Source organism: Mucilaginibacter sp. (genome assembly GCF_028288185.1).
Classification (GTDB): Bacteria; Bacteroidota; Bacteroidia; order Sphingobacteriales; family Sphingobacteriaceae; genus Mucilaginibacter.
This window is the reverse complement of the sequence record NZ_JAQBOF010000035.1, coordinates 148187-171149: the sequence shown is the minus strand read 5'-3', so window position 1 is coordinate 171149 and position 22963 is coordinate 148187. Positions and strand designations below refer to the sequence as shown.

Sequence of the window (22963 nt, the reverse complement as noted above, 5' to 3'; positions counted from 1 at the left end):
AGATTTATTATTGATACCCAGGGTTTTGTTGGGCAGCCAATACTGGGTTAGAACTAGTTTCTAACGATGGTATAGGGAATAAAAATCTAAAGTTTGTAGCAGGTAACGCCACAAATGATTTTGTTCCGGCAAAAGGTACACCAGCTGTATAGGTAGCAAATGTAGCATTAGCATAAGCCACTTTTGCAGGCACACCTAAACCACCAAACGTGGCATCTGTTGATAAACGGTGAAGGTCGAACCAGCGTTTACCTTCGCATAAAAATTCTATCCGACGCTCATCCAATATAGCTTGTATCAAAGCATTGCCATTACCAACAAAGTTGGCTGCGGTATATTGGTCTATAACGGTAGGAACAGATCTGTTTCTAATCGCGTTTAGCAATGCTAAAGCGTTAGAACTCGAAGGTGTAGTACGGGCATAGGCTTCGGCTACATTTAATAATACTTCAGCATACCTGGTTATAGGGTTATAATCTGTAAACGTAGCCGGGTCCTTGTATTTGCTGGTGAAATAGGCACGGCCATCATTTATACATAATAGCGTACGCCTTAAATCGTTTGTTTTCCAGAAAGGCATATCCCAAATAATTGGCGATATAGCAATAAGGCCACGGCCCGGAGTTTTAGAGTACATGGTACTTATAGAACCATTGGTGCCCGCATTACGGGTTGTAGAGTGTTCTATAGAGAAAATAGACTCTGCATTTGAACCATTGGCAGCAACAGTAGAGAACGGTCCGTCAGGCGATGCTGTTAAAGCATAGCTGCCGTAACCGGCAGGCGCTGTAAATGGAGCAGCCAAAGCGCTGGTGCCCATTTTTGCGCCTTCGGTAATTACACCGGCATAATCGCCTATGTCAAGTTTGACACGGGTTTTAATAGCTACTGCCGCCCCTTTTGTAGCTCTTGTAACCTTCAAACTCCCGGTACGGGTTGCCGGTAAATTAGTCTCGGCAAAATCAAGGTCAGCTAAAATCTGGGTGGTAACTTCTTTAACAGTCGCGCGGCCCTTTGCTTTTGCTTCGTCCACACGTGATGGTGAAGTGATGGCACTCAACTGAAGCGGAACACCTGCCGCAGCACCTGCCGACAATGAATAAGGCTGAGCGAAATGAGTTAATAATTCATGGTAACACAATGCTCTTAAAAAGCGGCATTCCCCTTCGTAAGCAAGCTCAGTCGCATCATTAATCACTCCACTTACTACCGCTCCTTTTAAACCCTCAATAACAATGTTTGCACGGTTAATAGTAGCATATAATGATGTCCATAACGCTGTATTGTTACCGGTTGTAGCATCATAAGTATTGCCATAAGTTATCAGGAAAAATGAAGGTACGGCAATTACATCTTCGCCACGTGCGTCACCCTGCTCAGTATTGGCAGCCCCAAACGGATAGCCACGGTTATTGCCATCGGTATACGGGCTTGATTGTGCCGCGCTATAAACGCCGGTTACAGCCAGTGCGATACGATCCGTTGATGTAAAAGCGGTAGTTTCTGAAAAACTGTTATTTGGCTGCAGATCGGTAAATTTTTTGCAGGACCCTACTACTATCAATAAGGTTAGCATTGGAATAGCTAAAGCTTTCCTAGGATAAAAATATTTTATATTCATTTTTTTTAATCTTTTAATTAAAAGCCAAGGTTAAGTCCAAAAGTAAATGTGCGTTGTTGCGGGTTACCATTATAATCCACACCAGTAGCAGCAATATTTGGCGAGTTAACAGTATTTACCGTACCTGTTGTACTGGTTTCAGGGTCAAGACCTCTGTACTTGGTAATAACAAATAGGTTTTGTCCGGATATATATAATCTTAAACGGCTAATTTTTAATTTGCTCACAATGTCTGCAGGCAAGGTATAGCCTAAAGTAACATTGTCTAACCTTACATAGCTGCCATCTTCAACAAAACGGGTTGATGCTTGTGTATCTAAATTGATAAATGTGCTGTTACCAAAGTATTGTTTTGGTGTAACACCATCGCCCGGTACAGCAACGCTTTGCCACCTGCCTAATATTTCGGTGCCATTATTTACAAAGTTCTGGTTCAACTCGTCAACACGGGCACGATTATAAATTTTGTTACCGCCAGAAAAACGTAAGAAAACATTCAGATCTAAGTTTTTGTAAGTAACGGTATTATTAAAGCCGCCATAATAGGTTGGCAATATATTACCTAATACTTTACGGTCTGTAGATGCTAATGTTGCTGCAGTAGTTAGCGCTGTTGGATTAGCAGGATCATAATTAAAATATGCCGAAGTACTTACGTTACCTTGAATTACCTGCCCGTTAGATTTAGTGTATAACGGGTTGCCGTTTGCAGGGTTAACACCTGAGTATTGATAACCAAATAACGCGTTCAGCGGTTCGCCTACGCGCCTAACGTTATAGGTACCACTACCAATGGTAAAGAACGAGTCTTGCCCGTCAACCAATGCTAATACCTTGTTATGTTGTGTGCTGAAGTTTAAAGTCGAGGTCCAGCGTACGTCCTTGGTCCTTAATACATCGCCGCTTAACGCTAACTCAATACCTGAGTTTCTAACAGCACCGATGTTACGGTTAATAGTATTACTTGGGATACCTAATGATGGTGGAGTTGGTGCCGCCAATATCAGGTCTTTACTATCTTGTAGATAATAAGCAGCTACTATGCTTGCCCTCCCGCCAAATAAACCGATATCCAATCCGCCGTCATACTTTGATTGTCTTTCCCATTTAAGCTGTGGGTTGCCTGTTTGGTTGTAACCTATACCGCTTTGCCCTGCATAAGCAGCCGCGCCGTAAGTGCCTAAATAAGGAAATGAGCCAATATCAACGTTGCCAACGTTAGCGTATGAACCACGTATGCGCAGATCAGAGATAAAACTTAAAGCCTTAATTTCACTAAAAAATGGTTCTTCTGATATCCGGTAAGCAACAGCCCCACCAGGGAAGTATCCTTTACGTGTTGATGCAGGTAAATTTGATAATTCATCAGAACGCAGTGATCCGCTTATGTAATATCTGTTTTTGTAGTTATAGTTTATACGACCTACGTAAGAGTCAATACTTCTGTACGTTAAACCGCCGCTTGCTGTAGGTGTTACGAAAGTGTTTGTAGTGATGTTTTGGTTAAAGAAAACATCTGATAAATTTGATCCTGTTGCCAGGAAGAAGGACAAACGTGTTTTTTGATACTCATTTACTAAGGTAACATCTAAATGATGATCGTCTGCAATGGTTTTTGTGTAGTTTAAAATATTTTGCCAATCCCAGCTGGTACTTGGTGTATAAGCTTGTTGCAAAAGTCCATTTGCTGCAAATCCATCGCCATGACGGGGGTCTCTAAACTGAAAATCATCAATAAATTGATCATCAATACCAAACACGGTTTTAAATGTTAGTCCCGGAGCCAGGTTTAATTGCATAAACGCATTGCCCAGCAAACGATAAGTTTGTGACCGGTTTTTATTTTTTTCCAATATAAATACCTGGTTTGGTGTATTATCAGATATAGGAGTAAGGTTTGCGCCCAATCCCAATGATTTTCTGTCCGCAGAAATATTGTATCCGGTTGGGTCTGCAGGATTAAAGATAGTTACGTTAGGTAACATACGTATACCACCATATATATCACCTGATATGGCATTGCCACTAACTGTCGGGCCTGTATTGTCCTGGTAAGTTACGCCTGCGTTTATACCTACGCTTATAAATTTATTTACTTTTTGATCTAAATTAGCTCTAAAAGTATAACGTTTTAACGCATTAGAAATAACCACACCTTTTTGGTCTGAGTAGCCTAAAGAGAAGAAATATTTTCCCTTGTCATTACCACCCGAAGCAGAAATAGAATGGTTTTGTTGCGATGCTCTTTTAAAGATATAATCCAGCCAATTGGTATTTACAAAACCGCCATTACCATCAGGAGTTTGAAAAGCCTGCGCTGGGTTACCTGCGTTTACTAAACGCTCATTTGCTACCTCAATAAACTGGTTGGCATTTAATAGGTCATATTTTTTAGAAACTTTTGCAGTAGCATAATAGGCATCATAGTTAAAAGTAGTTACACCCGACTTGCCTTTTTTAGTGTTAATTAAAATTACACCATTTGCTGCTCTTGAACCGTAAATAGCGGTAGCAGCACCATCTTTTAAAATTTCAAAACTTTCAATATCATTGGGGTTAATATCGGCCAATGGATTTGATGCAGTAAAGCCGCCCACATCGCCCGTGTTATTAACGGGTACAGGTATGCCATCAACCACAAATAATGGGCTTGCACCATTATTAATAGAGTTGGTACCACGTATGCGTATCTGGGTGGGTTGACCCAGTATGCCAGATGGGTTTGTAACTTGTACGCCGGTTGCTTTACCAGCAAGGTCCTTATCAAACGATGGAATTGCCCTGTCTGTAAATTCAGCTCCTTTTATGCTGGATAATGACCCGGTTACATCTTTTTTAAGCTGTGTGCCATAACCAACGACCACGATCTCGTTCAACGCGTTCGTCGCCGGAGACAGCGTTACATTTACAGTGCCTTTTGCAGCAACAGTTTGTGTTATAAAGCCGATGTAGGAGAATACTAATGAACTGCCGGTAGCAGCCTGAATGCTATAACGGCCATCTGCATTTGTTTGCGCGCCGGTATTTGTTCCTTTTACAATAACGGTTACACCTGCAATTGGCTGGCCATTATCGCTTGCTGTAACCCGGCCAGTTACTATTCGGTTTTGGGCGAAAGCACTGGTCAACGTGGAAAAGCAAAATAATAAAATAAGTAAATTTTGTTTCATGTTGATTTGTTTTAATAATACTTTAGATTAATGAGTATGGATTGCACGGGGGAGAATAAGTGGTGCCTACAGCCATAGTCATGGCGGATTTGATCTTTTCATAAGTTATAATAATATCAGTTAACAACAGGCCTTACAGGGTTAGCGGGGCCATAATTGTAATATTAGGGAATAAGCCAATGAGCGGATATGCGAAAATCACCATTCGTGACTTTGAGCCGCATTATGACAGCGAAAAAAGTATCAGGCAGGAATTTTAAACCTTGAGGGAGTTATTTGGTATTTGCTTTTAAAAAGCCTGATAAAAGAGCTTGAGCATTCAAAACCAACCAGGTTTACAATTTCATTAACAGAATAATCTGTGGTTTTTAGTAAAATGCGTGCCCGCTGTAGCCTCACCTGTGTTAAAAACTGATAAGGAGATTGGCAGTAAGCTTGTTTAAATGTGCGTAAGAAATGATTAACAGATAGACAGGAATGTTTAGCTATCATATCCAGATCAATACTGTTGTTGTAGTTACTCAGCATGTATTCCTTTGCCAGGTTTAATCGGCGCAAAATCTCAATCTTGGTGCTTTTGTTTAAAAACGTAAGGTTCTCTGATTTTTTTACGATCTCTGTATCATAGATATTATAATAGTTTACCAGGCTATGGTGCAGGTATTCGTTAATGAGCAACTCATCTTGTAAGCCAGCATCCAAGTGCCTTTTTAGGTGTTTAATATTATAATTTATATCTCCTTTAAACGGATAAATTGTTTCATCAAAATCAATAATGCTAATTCTATCCGTTGTATGGTCAAGTAGCTGACTGCTTTTTAACCGCAGGCAGTTTGTAAAATCCTGTAAAAACTGCTGGTCAAAATCAATAGAAAAAGACTCTACGGGTAAGTTTGATTCTATTGTGCTGGTAAACTCTGTACCTTTGTTAATTAATAAAAATGAATCCGGGTGTATAGCAAGCTGCCGTCTTCCCAGGCTATATTTTTCTTCGCCGGATAAAACAAATTTAAAGCTCAGATCCCCAGTCTGCGGTTTTTGATATCGCTGACTTGACACATTGCTGTAAACTTTGTTGTTATTGTTTAGAACTTTTAAATAACCCATTTTATTGATCTGTATAATTGCGTTCTTCAATCAGTAAATAGTTGTTATTTGCCATATCGGCAAATTTGGCTGCCAAACCCATTTCAGAGTATTGGGGGGTACTTAAAAAGTTTATACCCATTGCCCTTAGTTTATGATAATCTTTTAAACAATCAACTGTATTTAAAATAATAAGGTTCATGTAATTATCATTTGCATGCCTTTCAAAAACGCCAAGCATTAAATCAGTTTCTTCATTTTTAAGTAAGATGCAGGAGTTATTATCGAAGATGAGCGAAGGGCCGAAGTTTTTAAATTCAAGGTTCGTTATAAGGAAATCAATTGTTGCTTTAACATTTTTTACGAACACCGGGACGTATTTTATTTTTAAAGACATTACTTATAAATTAATATACAGTTAATAGTTATAAGTAAATTTAATCAAAGGGTAGGCGGCGCGCATCACCCCAGCAGGGGGAAATATGAGAGATTTGGAAAAGGTTTTAGATCTATGTTAAATAAGGGTGAAACGGAGTACTATGGTTTTAAATTAACTTGTTGGCTTTGGCTGTCCGGATGGCATCAGCACGCGAATTTACATCCAATTTAAAGTAAATATTGCGGATATGGCTTTTTACAGTTTCAAGATCGATGAATAATTCTTTAGCTATCTGACTGCGATTTTTACCATCGGCTACCAGTTCAAGCACCTGTGTTTCGCGCTTAGACAAGGGTGAGTCAGGATTTTTTTGAAACGATCTGATAACCAGCCGGGCTATGTTTACACTCATAGGTCCACCGCCTTCCATTACCTCTTTTACAGAGTCAATAATTTTTTGCGCAGGTGTATTTTTAGTAAGATAGCCGGATGCACCATTGGTTAAGGCCTCAAATATCAATTTCTCAGATTCATAGACAGTGAGTATAATAATATGTGTTTCGGGAAGTAATTTTTTTAGTATGGGTATGGCTGCTATGCCATTGGTGCCGGGTAATTCAATATCCAATAATATTACATCAGGCTCATTGCTGGTAATTTTTTTAAGCGCTTCGTCAAAAGATGGGTACGTTGCTACTACTTTATAACCAGGGTTATTGTTAATTAAAAACTCATATCCTTTCCTGATGATTTCATCATCCTCTATAATAATAAGTTTAATTATATCGTTGCCCATCGTTTTAAGTAATTATTTGAGTTTTGCTGGTTTATAGTTTAATTCAAAACTTGTGCTGCCACCGGTAGTTGCGTTAATATTAAGCGTTGCATTAATACGGTTGATACGCTTAAATATATTATTTAATCCTTGCCCTCTTTTTACACTATTAATATCAAATCCTTTGCCATCATCGGTTACTATTATATTAATTTCATTTAATGACAAACATGATACCGTCAGTAAGACGCTAGTAGCTTCAGCATGCTTTAATACGTTATTGAGTAATTCTTTAAATATTAGGTTCAAGTTGCGGCTTTCCTGCATCGCCAGCTTAATTTGCTTAAATTTTATTTCAGGCTTTTCCATCATAAAGTTTACATCGGTATCCATAAACAGCTCGGCACCAAAATCTTTTATATGTAAAAGCAGGTCATGCAAGTTGTCGTTTGCAGGATCAAGCGCCCATAAAATATCTTTTGTGCCATTATACAGGGCTTCCACATTTTGCTTTATCTGGTTTACAAGCCTTCGTTGGTCTGCCTTGTCAGCATCAATTTTTGTATTTAGTATATCGGTTAATACGTTAATACGGGTTAATCTGTTACCCAGATCATCATGAAAATCTTCTGCAGTTTGTACTCTTAATCTTAATTGTTCTTCGGTTTTTATTAATTCAACGGCCATTTTGTCTTTAAGCCGTTTTCTGTCATAATAAGATTTTAAACCAACACCCAGTAAAATGAATGCTAAAATTAATGTCAGCTTAAAAAGTAGTGTTTGGTAAAATGGCGAAAGTATTTCGAATGAGATGGCTGCATTATTAACAGCGTTTAGCCCGTTTTTTGTTAACGATGTAACTACAAACTTATACTTGCCGGGCGGTAGTGCCGGATAATCAACAGTGGAATAGCTTACCGGAGCAGAAAAATCGCTATCTAATCCTACCATCTTGTATTTATAAACAATACTTTGCGGATTTTTTAAATAAGCCCCAATGTATGATATGGTGATATGATTTTGCTTATAGCTTAAAGTGGCATTATCCTGCAAAATATCGCCCCGAATAACCTTATTGGGGTCATTGCTGTGTTTTGAATTCGGCTGGAAATATTGTGCTGATTGGATAATTGTATATGGAGGCGCGGCGTTTTCTTTGCGTAACCGGGTATCAATAACACTAACACCTTTGCTATTACCTATCCACATTTTGTCCTTAACCAACAGCATAGCGTTTTGGTTAGCTTCAAATATTTCGCTTTTAGGCAGATAATAAGGTAATATGTCGCAAGTAATGTTTTTGCTATTTACTATAAGCCTGTTTGTGCCACGCTCTGTACCGGCCCATACAATACCCCTGCTATCAACAGCTAAACTATAAATTATATTAGAGTTTAGGCCATCTTTGGTGGTATACAGTTTAATAATCTTTGTTTTTAAGTTATACAAATAAAGTCCGCTTCCGCTCGAACCATATATTATGTTATCCTTATATCTTAGCATGCATAAAATACCCACATTGTTTAATTCGGGCAAATTAAACTTAGTATCTATTTTTTTATTAATTATTAATCGGGGCCCGGTTTGGCTGCCAACTAAAACAGAGTCTTTACCCAATAGAAGTATTGATGCACAGAACGAGTTTATACCGGGTATTTCAGTAATCTTTCCGTGTTGTATATACCGGCAGCCAAGCGGGGTGCCAACCCATAATGTTTTCTCATCATCAATGGCTATGGCGCTAATAGTATAGCCATAGGTATTTAGCATTAAATTAAACTTATTATTATCATATTGCCATAAACCGCCATGGCGGGTACCAATCCAGATAACGCCATTTTTGTCCTTATAAAAACATTCAATATTGGCTGCATTTTGCATGGTTGAAGGTGGCAACCATATGTTTTTTATTTTCGCTCCGTCAAACCTAAATACACCGCCGCCATCGGTGCCTAATAAAATATTATTTGCCTTATCAAGCGTTAGTCCCATAACAGCGGCATTTTTTATTAGGCCCTGATCTTTACCAAAAAATGCGTAGTTATCACCCTGGAATTTATAAAAACCATCGCCATTGGTGGCAAACCATAAATTATTGTCTTTGTCATTATAAATTTGTGTAACAGCATTGTCTGTAAAACCATTACCTGCGTTAAACCAAACCCAGTTGTTGTTTTTAAAACAGCCGGCCCCGTTAAACGTGCCCAACCATAACTGGTCCTGCTCATCTTCCTCGATTGTTAAAAATGTATTATCACCTGCAGTAGCTAAAGTCTGTATGTTGCCGCTGATTATTTGGTAAATATTTTTTGCTGTTAAAATAAAGTATTTGTTAGGGTCGATTTTATCAAACAATAACTGCCTTATTGATTCTTTGCCCGGCAGTTTTGCTAATACGTGTATCCATGTGTTTTTTTCTAATTTATATAAGTCCTGTGAATTTACAGATACCCATAACTTTCCATTTTTATCGATGGTGATTGCTGATATTGGCCGGTTTTTCCAGGTTTCATCAGCTTCTACTTGACTACCTTTCACACTAAATAAGTTGGACCCAATATGGGCCCAGATCTTCCCGGTTACATCCTGTACTATATTGGTTACCCATCTTTTAGTAACCGAAGAAGGGATTTTACTATTGTAAATACTGTCATGATTAAGGTATGACAAGCCATTGTTGGTGCCAAACCATACACGATTAGACTTATCACTAAAAAGCGAATAAACAAAATTACTTTCAAGGCCCTTTGCTTTGGTATAGGATATAAAGTCTTTACCATCAAAACGGCAAGCGCCGCCAAGGGTAGCTATCCATAAACGATGAGTATTGTCAAGTACCAACTTGTTAACCTGCGATTGGATCAGCCCGTCTTCTATTTCGTAATGCGAAAAAGCATAGCGCTGGGCGTAGCCCCCTATAGCTTTAAGTAAAAATAAGCCAAGAGCAATAATAAAAAGGGGGATATTTAATTTACGCAATGTTTAAATTCTACAATCTTCTAAGCTAGTTAAAATCAATAAAAAAATATTTTAATAGTTAAAAACCACCCTTTAAGGGTGAGTGGAAACTACACTGTAATTGAATTTCATTTAAAAAATAAAGGAATCTGTACCTCGCGTGCAGATTCCTTTTAATTAACTATTAACTGTCTCCTATTAACGTGAAAACAGCACGCTGTAAAGGTATATGACCAATTAATGGTAAAATGTGCAATAATCACCTATATAAATTGTTTGGATTTACTTGAAGATCTCGGGAACGATTTGGCGGTAAGCACAGCCACGATTCACGCAGTGTTCTTCAATACCTTCCGCGAGCCACATTCTTTTGGGGTAAAAGCTGGTTTTATGGCTTTGTTTTTTGGCCCATACGATCACTTCGTTGAGCTGGCTAAGGAGCTTGTTCGAGGCGCGGTGGATGAGGATAAATTGACCCGTTTTCGGCCTTTTTTGACTTAAAAAGCTGCCGTTTTGATGCAAACTGTACCGTGAAATCCCGGGCGGGCAAAATTATATACTTATTTGTTTGTAAATCGCGATAATATCCTCATCACCCAAAGCTGGCTCCGCATCCTGGAATGTTTGATAAGTAACCTCACCAAGCGGCATGGAAAGGCCAATGTCCTTTGCAAGGCGCAGATCTTTCGCGATGTTACTTAATGAGAACAGGGCATTAAAGTTATTGTTGACGATTGCTTCGCTCTTTATTTTAATCAACGGGCTGCCTAATGCACTGTTGTTAATGAGCATCGCGAGGTCTGCACTTTTAATATGTTTCTGTTGCGCAAAAACAAACGCCTCCGCCAACCCCTGGGCTTGTATGCCAAGCAAAGTATTAATAATCAGTTTTGCGGTATTGCCCGCGCCTATATCACCTACCAGCATGGCCATGCGGCCAATTTTTTCAAGTATTGGTTTAACTTTTTCAAATGTATTTTCATCACCACCTGCCATAATAACCAATTGTGCTTCCTGTGCTTGCTTTACACTGCCCGACACAGGCGCATCCAAATATTGATTGCCTTGCTTTGCACAGGCAGCTGCCATCTCCTTACTGATCGCCGGCGACACAGTACTCATGTTAATGATGATCTTCCCGCTGGTGCTTGCACTTAACAGGCCATTGTCCCCTTTAAAGATATCATCGATAGCTTTATCGTCAGTAACCATCAGGATAATAACGTCCGCCTGCTGTATCAAAGCGGCGGGTGTTGATGCAACACCCGCACCGCTTACTTTTAAACCATCTTCTTTTTCTTTACTACGGTTGTATACAATTATCGGAAAGCCAGCCTTTATTAATGATTGTGACATGGGGATACCCATTTTGCCCAACCCTACCCAACCTATTTTTGTTGTGTTCATGATCTTGTATGTTATGGTGTAATGTACCGATTTATTTTTCAGGGATTTTTTACTCTAAAATACAATCTTCGTGTGTGGGCAGATTTTTCCTTTCATCGGTAATTACACCGTTAGTTCCAATTGTTCAAGATAATCTGTAATTATTGCCACTTCTTCTTTGTTTAGTGTACTGTCAATGGCTTTGGCATTTTCGATGGCCTGTTCAGCGTTCCGTGCCCCAACCAGTGTAATGGTAATTCCCGGCTGCGCCAGTGTCCAAAGGATAACCAATTGCCCCAGCGTAATATGTTTTTCGTTAGCAATAGGCTTGATGAGATTTAAAAACTCATTGGTTCTTTCTAAATTGTCATCCTTAAAAAACGACAATTGCCTGCGGTGATCGCCCTCAGCAAATTTGTATCCGGGCTTCATCTTGCCTGTTAAAAGCCCCCGCTCTAACGGGCTGTATGCCAGTATAGATTTATTATTTGCTATACAATAAGGAACAAGCTCTGCTTCAATATCGCGTTTAACCATACTATAAGGTACCTGGTTAGAAGCCAACGAGATATATTTTGCAGCTTCTTCCATTTGGCCGGCGTTATAATTACAAACACCAGCATACCTTACTTTGCCTTGTTCGATTAAGCGGGAAACGGCCTCCATGCTTTCTTCGATTGATGTAGTTGAGTCGGGCCAATGAATCTGGTATAGATCAATGTAGTCGGTTCCCAGGCGTTTTAAACTGTCTTCACATTCTTTAATAATGCTTTCTTTTCCTGCATACTTATAAATGTCAATATTCTCGCCGCTATTGGTTTTACTGCTAAATGAAAAATCACCCTTTTTGAGGTCCCACCTCATACCATATTTGGTCAGAATTTGGATCTGGTCTCGTGGGACTCCTTTGATCGCTTCGCCAACGATTTCCTCGCTGGTCCCCTGTCCATAAATAGGAGCCGTGTCTATAGAAGTTACACCCATGGAGTAGGAAACCCTCATGGCATCAATGGCATCTTTGCGTTCAGTACCGCCCCACATCCAGCCTCCGGCCGCCCATGCTCCAAAAGTAACTTCAGAAAGCAATAGGTCTGTATTTGCTAATTTTCGATATTTCATGATTGTTTAATTTTAGTTACATTCTTTGTTTATTGCACATCAATTATCAACTTTGTGAAGTTCTGCCTGTTGAATAAGGCATTCACTACTACAAAGGAACAAACAATTAACGTGGCAGCCAACGGCTTAACCGTTAATTAGTAACTCATTAACAAGTTAGTATGTCAGAAAGAAAATTAAGTTCCACGAATTTTTATAATCAATCATTCCTGGAAGAAAAGTGCGCGCTTAACGAACTTTTGTATTTGTTGAGTAAGCGATGGATGACCGAGGTTCTTTTCAGCATTGAAGAAGGCAACTCACGCTTTAACAATTTGAAAGAAGATTTGGAACATATCAGTGATCATATTCTTGCCGACAGGCTGAGGAACCTTGAGCAACTTGGGCTGGTCTATAAAAGTTGTATACCGGGTAACCCACCCAGAAGTGAATATACTTTAACCGCTAAAGGTGAAGAATTGAGCGAAATATTAGGGGGATTATGCGATTTTGCAGAAAGCAAAATGCAATTTTGATTACCCATTTTGTAAGATCTGGAAAGTCAACCTGTTTTAGGACGTTACATAATGGTTTCCAAATGTTTACAGGTTTACAAGAGATATGGTCGGGTATACTATAAGCGGGGACGCTTGCAGGAGCGGAGCAGCAGGCAGAGCGGTGCTATTTAGTTGTCGCTGTTCCCAATTTAGCATATTCCACATCATTAGGCTCCCATAATTCAATCTTATTGCCTTCAGGGTCCATCAAATGGATAAAGCTGCCATAACTGGCTTTCTCGATCGTGTCGGTCGGCAGGATACCCGCTGCCTTGAGATTGGCCAGTAGTTGCTGTAGCCCTTCAACCCTATAATTGATCATGAATTGTTTTTCAGAGGGCAGGAAATATTTGGTCGTTTCCTTAAAGGGTGCCCATAGTGTGAACCCTTTTTTGGTGCTGTCGGCACCCTGCCGCCATTCAAAATTAGAACCGTAAGCCCCCATGCGGATACCCAGGTTTTTGCTGTACCAGGTTTTCAGCGCTGCCGGGTCTTTGGCTTTAAAGAAGATCCCGCCAATACCTGTTACACGCGGGCCGGTATTCGGCGTAGTGGTCAAACGGCTAAACCCGAAACCCGCCAAAAAGGCAGCGGCCAGTAATATCGCCAAAGTTATTTTTTTCATTATTAACGTTTTATCACCTAAAGATAAACAAAATCCAATGACTAAGGTTAGATTGAAGGTCATTTCACTAATGATGCCCCGCTTCCATTTAGCGCGAAACCCCGCCTTTGCCAGCCACTCTTTTTTTATTAGGTTTGTGTATGACCAAATCCCCTTCTCAATTTAATCCACATCAGTTTTGTTGTGTTCTGCTGATATTTATGTCTTTAACGGTTAAAACCTATGCTCAAAAAAGTTACCCGTTTACCCAAGGCCTTTCTATAAGGGTTAACGTTAATTATAACCGTGCGGCGCTATACCAGGACCCTTTGGCATATACCATGTATAAGGGCGCATTGGCAACCCCGGTAGAGGGGGGCAATATCGGCAATAACAAAACGGATAACGACCCAAAATGGACCAAGATATCGGCAGATACCGCTAACAAATTCAGGATAAGGGGCGGGGAGGGTACCTATCTTTACTTTAATTACGATTCGCCTAAAGACCAGGTGGCTATCCTCAATATGAATGGCAACAGTGCCGTTTTTGTTAACGGCGAGCTACACATGGGCGACCCTTACAGTTTTGGCTGGATGAATATTGTTGTAAAGCTAAAAAAGGGCCGCAATGACTTTTTTGCCCGCGGGCGAATGGTGCAGGGCAGTTTATCTTTCCCCGACAAACCGGTATTGCTGGATGTAAAGGATGCCACCAAGCCAATTATTGTGGCCGGTACCGGTACAGATAAAATGAAGGCTGCCATAGTAGTTATTAATACTACCGCGGTACCGCTTAAAAATTTGATGATAGTTAGCAGTTTATTGGGCAAAGGAGCCGGCAGCACGTTGCAAACCATCCCGGCCTATGCTACCCGGAAGATCTATTTTACCTTAGATGGAACCGCCATCAAGACGAAAGCGATGAATGATTGCTTGCTGACGTTATTACAAAACGGGAAACCGCTTGATAAGGCAACGCTTAAAATTGAAAGTACAACAAAAGGAGATAAATACAGCGAAACCTTTGTAAGCGCTATTGACGGCAGCTTGCAATATTATTCGGTTGCGCCGCAAGTTGGCGGGCAGCAAGATGGTGCATCATTGTTCTTCTCTGTTCACGGGGCAGGGGTTGAGGCTATTAACCAGGTAAGAGCCTATAAATCTAAAGACTGGGGTAATTTGGTTAGCCCTACCAACCGCAGGCCACGCGGCTTTAACTGGGAAGACTGGGGGCGTTTAGATGCCATGGAAGTATTAGATATTGCAAAAAGAGAATTTAAGCCTGAGCCGCAGCATATTTATCTTACGGGACACTCAATGGGCGGGCATGGTACCTGGTTTTTGGGGGCTACGTACCCGGATAAATGGGCCGCGATTGCACCATGCTCTGGTTACCCGACTTTAAAAACTTATGGCTCGGCAGATGGGATAATTCCGGACACCAGTTCGACTGCTTTTGGCAAGCTGTTATTGAGTGCCAGCAACCAAAGTGATGTGCCCAAGTTAGCGCTAAACTATAAGCAGGTGGGTGTGCATATTTTGCATGGAGATGCAGATGAAACCGTACCCGTAGCATTTGCACGCCAAATGAAACAGCTTTTAGCCGGCTTCCATGCCGATTTTCAGTATTACGAGTATCCGGGTGGGTCGCATTGGTGGAGCGATCAGGCGGTGGATTGGCAGCCTATATTTGATATGTTTAAAAGGCATACTATTCCTCTTGATAATGATATAAATGTCATTGATTTCACAACAGCCAGTCCCGGTATTTCCGCCTCAAATCATTGGGCCACAATATATCAGCAGATTATTCCATTTCAATACAGCAGGATAAGGTTAAACAGGGATAAAAAATTAGCCACAATAACCGGATCATTAGATAATGTAGAGTTGTTAAAGTTGAAACTGGCGGCTTTCCCAAAGAACAAAGTGATAAGTGTTGTTCTGGATGGCTCGAGCCCGGTTAAATACACTACACTGAGTGACAATGACAGCATCTTTTTAAAGAAAGCGGATAAAACATGGAAGCTTGTCGCACAGCCTGATTTGCATGATAAGGGCCCTCATCGTAACGGCACTTTTAAAGACGGTTTCAATAAAAACATGCTGTATGTATACGCGACAGGGGGTACGGAGCAAGAGAAACAGTGGAGTATAGCCAAGGCTCATTATGATGCAGAAAGCTGGTATTACCGCGGTAATGGTGCTTTTGATATTATCAGTGATAAAGAATATTCGAAAGCAAAATATACAGGCAGAAATGTGGTATTGATCGGCAATTCATCTACCAACGCTGCATGGAAAACTTTGCTAAATGATTGCCCTGTAAATGTTTCAAACGGTATGGTGAAAATTGGAACAAAACAATGGACAGGTGGCGATTTGGGAACTTACTTTGTTTGGCCAATGGCGGGGACATCAGACAATACAATCTCTGTAATTGCAGGAACTGGTATTGAGGGAATGAACGCAACAAATGCTAACCAATATTTTACCGGCGGAAGCGGCTTCGCTGACATTATGGTATTCCGTTTGGGTATGTTAAAGGAAGGGGTAGGGCAGTTGGTGCATGCAAGTTTTTATGATAATCAATGGAAAGTGGTACAACCATAGCAGCCAAATTGTAGTTAACTAGACTAATTTCAGTCTGATTAATAAAATCGGCAAGCAAACCCTTCAAATAATTTATATGAAGGGTTTTTTATTTAAATTACAAGCCAGTTATCCCTGTAATTTAAAATCATGCAAAAATCAATTTATCTAACCCTTTTTTGTTTAATAATGGTATTAGGCTCTGTTGCCTGGAGATCCGGTAACACTGCAAAAGTTATCAAACCTCAACGAGATACCAGTGGGCGTAATGTTATTTACGGAAGTAATATCAACAGCGAAGGCAAAAACCAGGCACTAAATATGGATATTTACTATCCGCCAAATATTGTCGATGGTAAAAAATATCCGATGGTAATGTTGATACATGGCGGCACTTTCTTAAATGGAAATAAAGAAAATATGGGCGAGCTTTGTAAACAACTGGCTGATTCTGGATTTGTTGCTGTTACTATAAACTATCGTTTGGGTTGGAATGCGCTAAGCGCGCTTGGCGGTTGCGCAAGTTTAGATATAAATAGTCTTACACTGGCCAACTACCGTGGTATCCAGGATGCGCATGCGGCTATGCGTTTTCTTGTCGCGAACGCGAAAAAGTATCATATAGATACCAAATGGTTATTTATTGGCGGCGGTAGCGCGGGTGGTGTTATAGCATTGGATATAACCTATCTTACTCAAAAATTCGCCAGCGAAAAACTGGGCAATTCCGTTACTACCCTGGGGAATATTAATAATGCAGATAATACCTATGCTGATAAATTTAAAATAAAAGGCATTTGTGATATGTGGGGTGCCTTGCCCGATTCTACTTTAATTACCAAAGCCAATGCGATACCCACCATATTCTATCATGGCACCGCCGATAAAACGGTTCCATACGACAAAGGATACTACATACCTAATTGCACAAGTGCGCCCGAGTTATACGGCTCGGCCTGCCTTTACAGGCAAACATTGGCAGCAGGGCAAACAGCGGTATTTAATACATCAATAGGTGGCAAGCATGGCCCGGTTGAGTTTACCGGTAAAATTATGATGAGCAATGTAGCCTGCTTTTTTCATCATGTAATGCAAGGTACTGCCAAAAGTGCCGGTTATTACAACGCGCAGGCAGGGTGCAGATAAAAAAGACTAAAATGTATCTCTAATATAAAGCTTGTGAAGAATAAATATTACTTCGTTGTATTGCTGTTTTTAAATTGTAGCCTTTTCGCGCAAGTTCCTATTTATTCGGGGGCCCTAAAAGAAGTATTTAAGGCCCCGGCGAATGCTGAACAACGCGACCAATGGTTAGCCGATCTGAGAAAATGGCGGCGTGAAGAAAAGATAAGGATTAAGTACGATAGTACCGCATACTCAAAGCCAGCTTTGCAATGGGTTAAACATACTTTTATATATGCCCAGATGATGGCGCATGACCGTTACTTTTATGATGCGTCAACACATAAATACACCGTAACCCATTATTTAAACGATTTGAAAAAACGCTATGGTGGTATTGATGCCGTATTGATATGGCCAACCTATCCTAATATCGGTGTGGATAACCGCAATCAATTTGACCTTACAGCAGATTTACCGGGAGGTAAAGCCGCGGTAAGACAAATGATAAAAGACTTTAAGCGAAATGGTGTGCATGTGTTTTTCCCAATCATGATATGGGATCATGGCACCAATAGCATCAAACTTATCATGCCGCGAGCTTTAGTTAAAGAGATGAAGGATTTGGGTGCCGATGGCATGAATGGTGATACAATGTCTGGTGTGTCGGAAGACTTCTACCAGGCTGCACAAAGCGAAAACTACCCGCTGGCATTTCAACCCGAATTAAATTTAAAGGACCTTAAAACTATAGAATGGAATACCCTAAGTTGGGGCTATTACTGGGGATATGAATTTAAACCTGGTGTTAGTGTTTATAAATGGTTTGAGCACCGGCATCAGGTTAATATAACCAACAGATGGGCCACTGATAAAACCAACGATCTGCAATATGCTTTTTTTAACGGAATAGGTTATAATTCATGGGAAAATATTTGGAGCGTTTGGAACCAAATACCCGATAGATATGCAGAGGTCATCAGGAGAATAGCTGCTATTTACAGATATTTTCCAAGTGCATGGAGCAATAGGAACTGGGAGCCATTTATACCCGTTCTGCATCAAAATGTTTTTGCATCCAAATTTCCGGATAACAATAAAACCATTTATACATTTATTAACAGGGATAGTACAGAAAGTAGCGGTCGGCAAATAGCTTTGCCATTAACTACAAATGCAAAGTATTATGATTTGTGGAACGGTAAGCAAATCATTCCACAAATTAAAGATAACAAAGCTGTTTTAAGCTTTACCATTGAAGGTAATGGCTATAGTGCATTATTGGTAATGAACAGTGATGCTAAATCATCAACATTAACAGGGTTTTTAACAAAGATGAATAGCAGGAGTAAAAGAAGCCTTAAAAGCTTTTCAGCGGCATGGAATCCTATCCCACAACAAATAACCACCATTAAAAATACAATCCTATCGGCAGCCACTCCGGGAGGGATGATCAAAATACCGGCGATAAATGATTATCACTTTGAATCAGTAGGTGTGATGATCGAGGGAAATGAGCTTCCAACTGCCGTAGGTGTACAACATGAGTGGGAATCCCATCCATCGAGATCACAAAAACATAATATTAACATCAAATCATTTTATATCGATCAATACCCGGTAACTAATAAGCAGTTTAAACAATTTATAAATGCAACCAAATATCATCCGATAGATGATCATAACTTTTTAAAATATTGGGCAAACGGTAGTTATCTAGTCGGATCAGAAAATCAACCCGTTACATGGGTGTCATTAGAAGACGCCCGCGCTTATGCAAATTGGGCCGGAAAAAGATTGCCGCATGAGTGGGAATGGCAATATGCCGCTCAAGGCAATGATGGGCGCTTGTATCCGTGGGGCAATAATAAAGACAATAGTAAATATCCGGCACCAGATACTTCCAGGGTAATGAGGAAACCAACAGATGTAAACGCATACCCACTGGGCGTAAGCCTTTTTGGCGTGATGGATATGGTAGGCAATGTATGGCAGTGGACCGACGAGTACGTCGATTTACACAGCCGGTCTGCTATTTTAAAAGGAAGTAGCTATTACCATGCGCAAACATCGGGCTGGTATTTTCCGGCAGCACTTGAATTAAATAAATATGGAAAGTATTTGCTGATGGCGCCAAGCCTGGATCGGGCAGCTACCATTGGGTTTAGATGTGCTGTAGACAGTAAATAATTGTTTTTTTTTGAACTGACTTGAAATTTAATGTATTTTAAGTTTCTTTGTTATGTATACCGATTCAACAACCATACTGCATTAAAATTTGACAAGGAGGATATTCTATATATGTCTTGTTTTTTGTAGTAATGTATGTACATATTATTAAATCGAATATAACTGTAGCACTTTTATTATGAAAAAGGGATTTTTACTGGTTTGTATGATTAATACCTTAGCACTTATAGCTAATGCGCAATTCGATCAAAAGACTGTTTGGGCCGTTGGTAAGGCTGATAATTTGCCTAACGAATTTTCGCTGGCCCCAAATGGATTTAAAAATTTTATAGAGCATGATTTTGGCTACGAGGATAAATTTTTTGTAATAGGTTACTCTAAAGAGAAAAATGATTTTCCATATGTGCTGCCCGGCCCCGTTGATACCTGGGGCGGTACGTGGCCCACTGCCGGCTGGCGCACAAACCAGGTAAACTTATTGTTTACAGTTAAAGATCTGCCCGCTAAAGGAAGCTATAAGCTGGTTATAAAACTAGCCGACTATGCCAAGAAATTTCTGCCGATGCTTAAAGTGAGTATTAATGAGCAGGACGAGCGCCTGCAACTAACTGCTGCGGGTTACGATGTGAATAAACAACCTAATCCAAAGTTGAATGAAAAGTTTATAGATACCGCCGCATTAGTTGGTAACCTGGCATCGGCAACGCCAAAAACAATTGAAATACCTGTTAAAGCCGGTATGATAAAAAAAGGGGGCAACAGCATTACTATAACTGTTGTACAAGGCTCATGGATAATGTTTGACCAGGTTAGCTTGGAAGGTCCGGCACAAACTGCTTTACAGCAGCCGGGGCAATTATTTGTAAACAGCGTAAAAACTGCCGATTATGAGTTGGCTGATAATGGAAAAAAGACGCAACCTTTAATAGTTGCCGCCAAATATTTAAAAGGTACACCAAAGCTAAGAGTTGAGTTGGATGGTAAAACGATATTTACAGAGACTTTGGAAAAAGGATCATACGAGTTTGAGGCCCCAATGCCGACTGTAACTACAGCAAAGCAAAGTAGCTACAAAATATTCGAGAATGATAGGCTAGTTGAACAAGGCACCGTAAAAAGATCGCCCCAAAGGATACAAACCCTGGCTAATTATGTTGATACCCGTTTAGGCACCGCTCACTCCCGCTGGATGATAGCACCCGGCCCATGGATGCCATTCAGCATGGTTAAAATGAGCCCTGATAACCAAAACGCGGGTTGGCAGGCAGGATATCAGCCCAGTTATGAAAGTATAGGCACGTTTAGCCATATCCACGAGTGGACGATGGGTGGCCTGGGTATTTTCCCAACTAATGGTAAATTAAAAACCGTTGTGGGTAACGAGTTAAAATCAGGCATAGGTTATCGCTCTGCTATTGATAAACGAACCGAGGAAGCGCCGATAGGCTTATACAAAGCACAATTAACCGATTACAATATCAAAGCCGAAGTTACTGCCACTACCCGTTGCGGTTTTGAGCGCTTTACTTTCCCTAAAGATAGGGACAGCGCGAGGATATTGGTTGATCTGCATATACCGGCAGAGTATGATTATCAGCTTAAAAATGTAAAACTTAAAAAGGTTAACGATTACCGTATGGAGGGTTCTTCGCACCAGTTCTCTAAGGGGATATGGAGTACCGATGCTGATCAGGATTATACCATTTACTTTGTTTTGGAGTTTGACAAGCCTATAAAAAATATGGGTAGCTGGATAAATAACGCCATACAACATGGCGATGAGTTGGAAGCAAAAGACATAAAAAATGCAGGTGTGTTTTTACAGTTTGATGCTAAGGTTAACCCGGTTGTGCAGGTGCGGTCGGCAATATCATTGGTTAGTTTGGCAAATGCTGATGAGAATTTAATTACCGAAGTTACCAAGCCGTTCGGTTGGAGTTTTAGCGCGATCAAACAAAACCAGCTAAATGCCTGGAACGATATATTTAACCGTGTAAAAATAACTACCACCAATAGATTGGACAAAATACGATTTTATAACTCTATGTACCGCTCTGTTTGCAGTCGCAGTACGTGGAGCGATATAAACGGGCAATGGCGCGGTACGGATGGCAAAATTCAGCAGTTAAAAAATAAGGATGACGTAGCTATGGGCTGCGATGCGTTCTGGAATACTTTTTGGAACTTGAACCAAATGTGGAACCTGGTAACACCCGAGTGGAGCAACCGCTGGGTAAACTCGCAATTGGCTATGTACGATGCTTACGGCTGGCTGGCAAAGGGCCCTGCCGGGATGAACTTTGTACCGGTCATGGTGGGTGAGCATGAGATCCCGCTGATCGTATCGGCATACCAGATGGGGATTCGAAATTTTGATGCGAATAAGGTTTTGGCCGCCTCGGTAAAAATGCAGACCACACCCGCACAGAAAGTCTTTACAGGTTTTGCGGGTAACAGAGATTTGGTGGCTTATGAAAAATATCATTATGTGCCGTCTGATCTGGGTAGGTTCTCTAATACTATGGAGAGTTCTTATGATGACTGGACAGTGGGGCAACTAGCCAAATCATTAGGTAAAACAGCTATTTACAACAAATTTAATGATAGGGGCTACTGGTGGAAAAACGCCATTGATACGGCTGGCTATTGCCACATGAAACTGAGTAACGGCGAGTGGTCTAAAAATTTCGATCCGTTTAAAAGCGGCGCTAATGAGCAATATGTAGAAGGTAACGCTTGGCAGTTAACCTACTTTGTGCCGCAGGATGTGCCGGCATTGGCTGATATGATAGGTAAGAAGAAATTTATTGACCGCCTGGAGTGGGGTTTTAAACAAAGCGAACCATGGCGCTATAACGGTATGAACGACCAATATTGGGATTACCCGGTAGTGCAGGGCAACCAGCAATCTATGCATTTTGCGTTTTTGTTTAACTGGGCCGGTAAGCCGTGGTCTACCCAAAAGTGGAGCAGATCAATAATGGAGCGTTTTTATGGGTATGATATTGGCGATGCTTACTTAGGCGATGAAGACCAGGGCCAGATGAGTGCTTGGCTGGTGATGGTGGCTATGGGGTTGTTCCAAACGGATGGCGGCACTGCTGCCAACCCGGTTTACGAGATAGGCAGCCCGCTATTTAAGCAAGTGCAGATAGACCTTGGCCATAAGTTTGGCAGGGGCGGCAAGTTTATCATTACCGCTAACAACACATCGCGCAATAATATGTATGTGCAAAAGGCTACGTTAAATGGCAAGCAATTAAACTCGTTTAAGTTTGAGGCAGCCGAGTTATTAAAAGGCGGATCGTTAGTGTTAGAGATGGGGCCAAAGCCCAATGAGCATTGGGGGGTGGAGTAGCAAGTGTGGTGTTTCGAAACACTTCGATATACTGTGCAGCCTATTTATGGGCCACCGGCAGATGA

General features: G+C 40.7%; 15 protein-coding genes. 6 read left to right on the top strand and 9 right to left on the bottom strand.

The window, feature by feature from the left end; all coding sequences use genetic code 11:
• Nucleotides 1-7: 7 nt before the first annotated feature.
• The 6 genes from JWQ34_RS15665 to JWQ34_RS15640 form a co-directional block, all read right to left on the bottom strand.
• Nucleotides 8-1621 carry a RagB/SusD family nutrient uptake outer membrane protein gene (locus tag JWQ34_RS15665; protein ID WP_299358733.1) on the bottom strand — a complete coding sequence of 538 codons (1614 nt, stop codon included), beginning with the start codon at nucleotides 1619-1621 and terminating at the stop codon, nucleotides 8-10.
• A gap of 17 nt (nucleotides 1622-1638) precedes the next feature.
• Nucleotides 1639-4791: a TonB-dependent receptor gene (locus tag JWQ34_RS15660; protein ID WP_299358732.1), complete on the bottom strand. Its 3153-nt coding sequence runs from the start codon at nucleotides 4789-4791 to the stop codon at nucleotides 1639-1641.
• A gap of 243 nt (nucleotides 4792-5034) precedes the next feature.
• Nucleotides 5035-5928, bottom strand: a complete 894-nt coding sequence (locus tag JWQ34_RS15655) for a helix-turn-helix transcriptional regulator (protein WP_299358730.1) — start codon at nucleotides 5926-5928, stop codon at nucleotides 5035-5037.
• Nucleotides 5900-6274, bottom strand: coding sequence for a hypothetical protein (locus JWQ34_RS15650; protein WP_299358728.1), 375 nt, complete (start codon nucleotides 6272-6274; stop codon nucleotides 5900-5902). Before JWQ34_RS15650 ends, JWQ34_RS15655 begins: the two co-directional genes overlap by 29 nt.
• Nucleotides 6275-6422: 148 nt before the next feature.
• Nucleotides 6423-7052 carry a response regulator transcription factor gene (locus tag JWQ34_RS15645; protein ID WP_299358726.1) on the bottom strand — a complete coding sequence of 210 codons (630 nt, stop codon included), beginning with the start codon at nucleotides 7050-7052 and terminating at the stop codon, nucleotides 6423-6425.
• Nucleotides 7053-7064: 12 nt separating this feature from the next.
• Complete coding sequence (locus JWQ34_RS15640; protein ID WP_299358724.1) at nucleotides 7065-10010, bottom strand: two-component regulator propeller domain-containing protein; 2946 nt, start codon at nucleotides 10008-10010, stop codon at nucleotides 7065-7067.
• A gap of 255 nt (nucleotides 10011-10265) precedes the next feature.
• On the opposite strand from JWQ34_RS15640, the gene JWQ34_RS15635 reads away from it, so the two are divergent.
• Nucleotides 10266-10490: a hypothetical protein gene (locus JWQ34_RS15635; protein WP_299358722.1), complete on the top strand. Its 225-nt coding sequence runs from the start codon at nucleotides 10266-10268 to the stop codon at nucleotides 10488-10490.
• A 51-nt stretch (nucleotides 10491-10541) separates the two neighbouring features.
• Here the strand turns inward: JWQ34_RS15635 and JWQ34_RS15630 are convergent, their stop codons facing one another.
• Both JWQ34_RS15630 and JWQ34_RS15625 read right to left on the bottom strand, forming a co-directional pair.
• Nucleotides 10542-11399: an NAD(P)-dependent oxidoreductase gene (locus JWQ34_RS15630; RefSeq protein WP_367278634.1), complete on the bottom strand. Its 858-nt coding sequence runs from the start codon at nucleotides 11397-11399 to the stop codon at nucleotides 10542-10544.
• A 99-nt stretch (nucleotides 11400-11498) separates the two neighbouring features.
• Entirely contained in the window at nucleotides 11499-12494 is a 996-nt protein-coding gene (locus JWQ34_RS15625) for an aldo/keto reductase (RefSeq protein ID WP_299358720.1), read from the bottom strand.
• A 161-nt stretch (nucleotides 12495-12655) separates the two neighbouring features.
• On the opposite strand from JWQ34_RS15625, the gene JWQ34_RS15620 reads away from it, so the two are divergent.
• Nucleotides 12656-13009, top strand: a complete 354-nt coding sequence (locus JWQ34_RS15620) for a helix-turn-helix domain-containing protein (protein WP_299358718.1) — start codon at nucleotides 12656-12658, stop codon at nucleotides 13007-13009.
• Nucleotides 13010-13154: 145 nt separating this feature from the next.
• On the opposite strand, the gene JWQ34_RS15615 is transcribed toward JWQ34_RS15620, so the two are convergent.
• Nucleotides 13155-13655: a VOC family protein gene (locus JWQ34_RS15615; protein WP_299358716.1), complete on the bottom strand. Its 501-nt coding sequence runs from the start codon at nucleotides 13653-13655 to the stop codon at nucleotides 13155-13157.
• A gap of 200 nt (nucleotides 13656-13855) precedes the next feature.
• Between JWQ34_RS15615 and JWQ34_RS15610 the strand changes: the two genes are divergently transcribed.
• The 4 genes from JWQ34_RS15610 to JWQ34_RS15595 all read left to right on the top strand — a co-directional run bounded on the left by JWQ34_RS15610 (nucleotide 13856) and on the right by JWQ34_RS15595 (nucleotide 22898).
• A complete protein-coding gene (locus JWQ34_RS15610) occupies nucleotides 13856-16249 on the top strand; it encodes an alpha/beta hydrolase-fold protein (RefSeq protein ID WP_299358714.1) in 2394 nt (797 codons plus the stop codon).
• Between the two features lie 129 nt (nucleotides 16250-16378).
• Nucleotides 16379-17374: an alpha/beta hydrolase gene (locus JWQ34_RS15605; RefSeq protein WP_299358712.1), complete on the top strand. Its 996-nt coding sequence runs from the start codon at nucleotides 16379-16381 to the stop codon at nucleotides 17372-17374.
• Between the two features lie 33 nt (nucleotides 17375-17407).
• On the top strand, nucleotides 17408-19540 hold the full coding sequence (locus JWQ34_RS15600) for an SUMF1/EgtB/PvdO family nonheme iron enzyme (RefSeq protein WP_299358710.1): 2133 nt from the start codon (nucleotides 17408-17410) through the stop codon (nucleotides 19538-19540).
• Nucleotides 19541-19718: 178 nt separating this feature from the next.
• Nucleotides 19719-22898 (top strand): GH92 family glycosyl hydrolase, encoded by a 3180-nt coding sequence (locus JWQ34_RS15595; RefSeq protein ID WP_299358707.1) that lies wholly within the window; start codon nucleotides 19719-19721, stop codon nucleotides 22896-22898.
• Nucleotides 22899-22963: the final 65 nt, after the last annotated feature.

Bases quoted from the DNA above. Each gene is read 5' to 3' on its own strand.
- JWQ34_RS15605 (WP_299358712.1), top strand. From the start codon at position 16,379: ATGCAAAAATCAATTTATCTAACCCTTTTTTGTTTAATAATGGTATTA.
- JWQ34_RS15650 (WP_299358728.1), bottom strand. From the start codon at position 6,274: ATGTCTTTAAAAATAAAATACGTCCCGGTGTTCGTAAAAAATGTTAAA.
- JWQ34_RS15625 (WP_299358720.1), bottom strand. From the start codon at position 12,494: ATGAAATATCGAAAATTAGCAAATACAGACCTATTGCTTTCTGAAGTT.
- JWQ34_RS15615 (WP_299358716.1), bottom strand. From the start codon at position 13,655: ATGAAAAAAATAACTTTGGCGATATTACTGGCCGCTGCCTTTTTGGCG.
- JWQ34_RS15610 (WP_299358714.1), top strand. From the start codon at position 13,856: ATGTCTTTAACGGTTAAAACCTATGCTCAAAAAAGTTACCCGTTTACC.
- JWQ34_RS15595 (WP_299358707.1), top strand. From the start codon at position 19,719: ATGAAAAAGGGATTTTTACTGGTTTGTATGATTAATACCTTAGCACTT.
- JWQ34_RS15620 (WP_299358718.1), top strand. From the start codon at position 12,656: ATGTCAGAAAGAAAATTAAGTTCCACGAATTTTTATAATCAATCATTC.
- JWQ34_RS15665 (WP_299358733.1), bottom strand. From the start codon at position 1,621: ATGAATATAAAATATTTTTATCCTAGGAAAGCTTTAGCTATTCCAATG.
- JWQ34_RS15660 (WP_299358732.1), bottom strand. From the start codon at position 4,791: ATGAAACAAAATTTACTTATTTTATTATTTTGCTTTTCCACGTTGACC.
- JWQ34_RS15645 (WP_299358726.1), bottom strand. From the start codon at position 7,052: ATGGGCAACGATATAATTAAACTTATTATTATAGAGGATGATGAAATC.